5 protein-coding genes are annotated in these 3,579 nt (G+C 67.6%); 2 read left to right on the top strand and 3 right to left on the bottom strand.

Annotated features, from left to right (window positions below):
* Positions 1 to 364, bottom strand: a 364-nt coding sequence (locus AB4Y86_RS14595) for an MFS transporter (protein WP_441402918.1), incomplete at its 3' end; no start/stop codon positions are given.
* Positions 365 to 508: 144 nt separating this feature from the next.
* On the opposite strand from AB4Y86_RS14595, the gene AB4Y86_RS14590 reads away from it, so the two are divergent.
* Positions 509 to 1,612 carry an LLM class flavin-dependent oxidoreductase gene (locus AB4Y86_RS14590; protein ID WP_441402917.1) on the top strand — a complete coding sequence of 368 codons (1,104 nt, stop codon included), beginning with the start codon at positions 509 to 511 and terminating at the stop codon, positions 1,610 to 1,612.
* The gene (locus AB4Y86_RS14585; protein ID WP_441402916.1) at positions 1,612 to 2,127 is read left to right on the top strand and encodes a MarR family winged helix-turn-helix transcriptional regulator; all 516 of its coding nucleotides are present in this window, start codon (positions 1,612 to 1,614) and stop codon (positions 2,125 to 2,127) included. Before AB4Y86_RS14590 ends, AB4Y86_RS14585 begins: the two co-directional genes overlap by 1 nt.
* On the opposite strand, the gene AB4Y86_RS14580 is transcribed toward AB4Y86_RS14585, so the two are convergent.
* Positions 2,124 to 2,930: a transglutaminase-like domain-containing protein gene (locus tag AB4Y86_RS14580; RefSeq protein WP_441402915.1), complete on the bottom strand. Its 807-nt coding sequence runs from the start codon at positions 2,928 to 2,930 to the stop codon at positions 2,124 to 2,126. The genes AB4Y86_RS14585 and AB4Y86_RS14580 overlap by 4 nt on opposite strands.
* Positions 2,931 to 2,945: 15 nt before the next feature.
* Positions 2,946 to 3,579: hypothetical protein (locus AB4Y86_RS14575; RefSeq protein WP_441402914.1), on the bottom strand; the 634-nt coding region annotated here is incomplete at its 5' end.

The raw sequence follows: 3,579 nt of genomic DNA, 5'->3' as shown, positions 1-3,579 counted from the left end.
CATAGAACCCCTGCAGCGACCACGCAGCGAGGAACGTCCAAAAATCCGGTGCCAGCGCCACGCCCCAGGACGCGGCGGCGGTAAGCACGGTGGAGACGAGCAGGATCCGGCGGTGGCCGTAAAGGTCGCCAAGCTTCGCGAGAACCGGCACGGCCAGGGCGCTGACCGTCAGCTGGGCGGCCTCGAACCAGTTGACGTCGCCGTCGTGGATCCCAAGGTGCCGGGCAATGTCGGTCAGGATGGGTGTGTAGTAGCCCTGCAGGATTCCGCTGGTCAGTTCGACCAGACAGAGAAACGCGACGACGCGGCGCATGGCGGCCTTCCGGGCGGGCTTGGCACCGGGCGGCCAGCCGATTGATTGCATCCTAGGGCCCGGCCCGCACGGCTCCCCGCAGGACGTGGAATATCCCGGCGTGGCGGACGTTATAGAAGACAATAGATGCAAATGCATATAAATCGTCTACACTGGAAGCAGCAACCGGAAGACTCCGGACCGGAAAGGAATACCATGCAGATCGGCGTATTCAGCGTCAGCGACATCACCACCGACCCCACCACGGGCCGCACCCCGACGGAAAACGAGCGCATCAAAGCCTCGGTGGCGATCGCCAAGAAGGTCGAAGAGATCGGCATGGATGTCTACGCCATCGGCGAGCACCACAACCGGCCGTTCTTCTCCTCCTCCCCGACCACCACGCTGGGCTACATCGCGGCCCAGACGGAGCGGATCATCCTCTCCACCGCCACCACGCTGATCACCACCAATGACCCGGTGAAGATCGCCGAGGACTTCGCGATGCTCCAGCACCTCGCCGACGGCCGGGTGGACCTGGTCCTGGGCCGCGGCAACACCGCCCCGGTCTACCCCTGGTTCGGCAAGAACATCCAGGACGGTGTGGAGCTCGCGATCGAGAACTACAGCCTGCTGCGCCGGCTCTGGGACGAGGACACGGTCAACTGGTCCGGCAAGTTCCGCACCCCGCTGCAGAACTTCACCTCCACGCCGCGCCCGCTSGACGGCGTCGCCCCCTTTGTCTGGCACGGCTCCATCCGCACGCCGCAGATCGCCGAAGTGGCCGCGTACTACGGCGACGGCTTCTTCGCCAACAACATTTTCTGGCCCAAGGAGCACTACCAGCAGCTGATCGGTCTCTACCGCGAACGCTACGAGCACTACGGCCACGGCAAGGCAGACCAGGCTATCGTGGGCCTCGGCGGACAGTTCTACATGAGCAAGAACTCGCAGGACGCCGTCAAGGAGTTCCGCCCGTACTTCGACAACGCCCCCGTCTACGGCCACGGCCCCTCGCTCGAGGACTTCACGTCGCAGACCCCGCTGACGGTCGGGAGCCCGCAGGAAGTCATCGAGAAGACCCTGACGTTCCGCGAGTACTTCGGCGACTACCAGCGCCAGCTCTTCCTGATCGACCACGCCGGCCTGCCGCTGAAGACCGTGCTGGAGCAGCTGGACCTGTTCGGCGAGGAAGTCCTGCCGGTGCTCCGCAAGGAATACGCCGAGAAGACCCCGGCCCACGTGCCGGAACCGCCGACGCACGCCGGGCGCGTGGCAGCCTCGCTGGCCGCCCGTGAAGCGGCCCCGCAGGAAGCCTGATGTCTGCCAAAGCGGCCGCGGCTACGGCCGGGGCAGCCGCGCCGGTGCCGGCCGAAGCGCCGGCCGTACCGGCCTCCCCGGTGCGGCTGGCGGCCCAAACCTGGGAGTCGCTGTTCCGGGCGCAGGTCGCCGTGATGCGCCGGCTGCAGGCCGGCCCCGCGTTCAAGGCGCTCGCCCTCAACGAGTACGACGTGCTGTTCACGCTCTCCGGCTGCCCGTCCGGCTGGCTCCGGCAAAACGAACTGAACGACCATGTGCTGCTGAGCCAATCGAGCCTGAGCCGGCTGGTGGAGCGGCTGGAAAAGCGGGGCCTGGTGCAACGGATGCCAGCCCCCGACGACGGCCGCGGTGTCCTGGTCCGGCTCACCGAGGCCGGCCAGGACCTGCAGAAGCAGATCGGCCGCGAGCACGTCCGTGATATCGCGTCGCTGGTGGCCCCGGCCCTGACGGCCGAGGAACAGCGCGAGCTGCTCCGGCTGACGGAGAAGCTTCGGGCCTCGGTCCTGGGACGCTAGCCGATAGCGGCGAGCACGGACGGGTCCTCTACCGGCAGCTCGCCGGTGACGGTGGCGGTGACCTGGAGTTCCCGGAGCGAGAGGCTGCCGCCCACGGTGGACAGGAACGCCGTGTCGGAGGAGTCCCTACCGGCCGTGATCCGGAGCATGCTCTCCCGGGGCGCCAGTCCGGTCGGGTCGATCACGTGCCAGGCGCCGTTGACGTGCGCTTCGGCCACGGCGTGGAAGTCCATCGGGCTCAACCCGGGCGCGTAGACGGCTGCCAGCCGTGCCGGAACGTTTTTGGAACGCAGCAGTGCAATCGCCAGGTGGGCGAAGTCCCGGCAGACGCCGCGCCGGTGCAGCAGCGTCTCGACGGCGCCGTCGGTCCCGCGGGATGACCCGCTGATGTAGCGCAGTTCACTGAAGACCCAGTCGCGCACGGCGTGCAGCAGTTCGGCGCCCTGCAGCCCGCCGAACTCGGCGTACGCCGTCGGGAGCAGCCGGTCGGATTCCGCGTAACGGCTGGGCCGGACGTAACGGACGAGCTCCATCAGCCCGGGTTCCTCCGGAGCCGCGCGGCCGGTGACGGTGGCGCCATATACAACCAGGACCTCGGTGGGCTCGGCGAACTCCATGTAGTGGAACCGTCCGCCGTGGTGGTCCGAGAGTTCGGTCAGGGGCACGTCCTCGCCGGCCGCCGTGACGGAGAGCGATTCCTCGAATCCGCTGTAGCCGGGATTGCGGGCGACGGCCACGGCCATGGCGACCTTGGTGTCGGCCACGGTCTTGAAGGCCAGGCGTGCGGACACGATGCGTTCCATGAATCTCCGGAGGGACTAGTTTTTGATCTTCAGCGACATTAGCATCCGCTGGACGTTGGCAAATTCCGAGCCGTCGTTCACGTATTTGTCCGCCTGAGCCAACGTGTCAAAAGCCTTGGCGGGGGCAACTTTCTGGTCCGCGGCGAAGGCCTTGAGCTCGGCCAGGTCGCCGAAGGAATAGTCGCCCTTCCCCTCGGGGCCGCGCACGAGGTTCTGCAGGGCGCAGGACTTTCCGGCTGCGCCGCCGACCACATTGGTGATGCCGTAGGAGCCGAAATACTTGTAGCCCTGGATCACGCGGAACACTACGTGCGGGTCGATGGTTCCGTCCCCGCCGCGGTGCGGCAGTTCCACCGGAACGCTGCTGACCACCACGTAGGGCTTCGCGGCATCGGCGGCGCACGCACCGGCCGGCTGCGGCGTGAGGCCGGTCTGCAGGGCAGCCAGGTACCGGCCCTCGGCGTCCTTCACCTCGATCCGGAGCGCCCCCGGCAGCGTGCCCTGCGCCGGTGTGACCGACTGGGCAATCCAATCCTGCGGCAGGTCGAAGCTGACACTCTTTCCGGGGTCCGTAAACGTCTTCCAGGCCGCGGCTGTTGCTCCCGCCGTCGCACTCGCCGTGGCCCCGCCACTGGCGCCGTCGGAAGCG

It is taken from the genome of Arthrobacter sp. 2YAF22_2 (assembly GCF_052114645.1).
Lineage (GTDB): Bacteria > Actinomycetota > Actinomycetes > Actinomycetales > Micrococcaceae > Arthrobacter.
The sequence above is the reverse complement of the archived record's forward strand: the minus strand, read 5'-3'. Positions and strand labels throughout refer to the sequence as shown.